General features: G+C 58.8%; 1 tRNA gene and 1 rRNA gene. Both read left to right on the top strand.

What is annotated here, in order from left to right:
• Window positions 1–99 (top strand): 5S ribosomal RNA (gene rrf / locus A372_RS35180); the annotation flags it as partial.
• 41 nt (window positions 100–140) lie between these two features.
• A tRNA-Ile gene (locus A372_RS0100485) sits at window positions 141–217 on the top strand.
• Window positions 218–260: the final 43 nt, after the last annotated feature.

The following is a 260-nucleotide window of genomic DNA, read 5'->3' as shown; positions in this document are numbered from 1 at the left end:
GGGGTTCCACGCGTACCCATCCCGAACACGACCGTTAAGCCCTCCAGCGCCGATGGTACTTGGACCGCAGGGTCCCGGGAGAGTAGGACGTTGCCAAGCAGAGCGCATTGCTCATGGGCAGTTCTTCTGAACTGCTCTGAGGGCCCTTAGCTCAGCTGGTTAGAGCGCACCCCTGATAAGGGTGAGGTCGGTGGTTCGAGTCCACTAGGGCCCACCATACTAACTTTATACCTCATTTGGGGCCATAGCTCAGCTGGGAG

The sequence above is a fragment of the Paenibacillus sp. OSY-SE genome (assembly GCF_000283315.1).
In the GTDB taxonomy this organism is placed as follows: domain Bacteria; phylum Bacillota; class Bacilli; order Paenibacillales; family Paenibacillaceae; genus Paenibacillus_B; species Paenibacillus_B profundus.
This window is presented reverse-complemented; position numbering and strand designations above follow the sequence as displayed.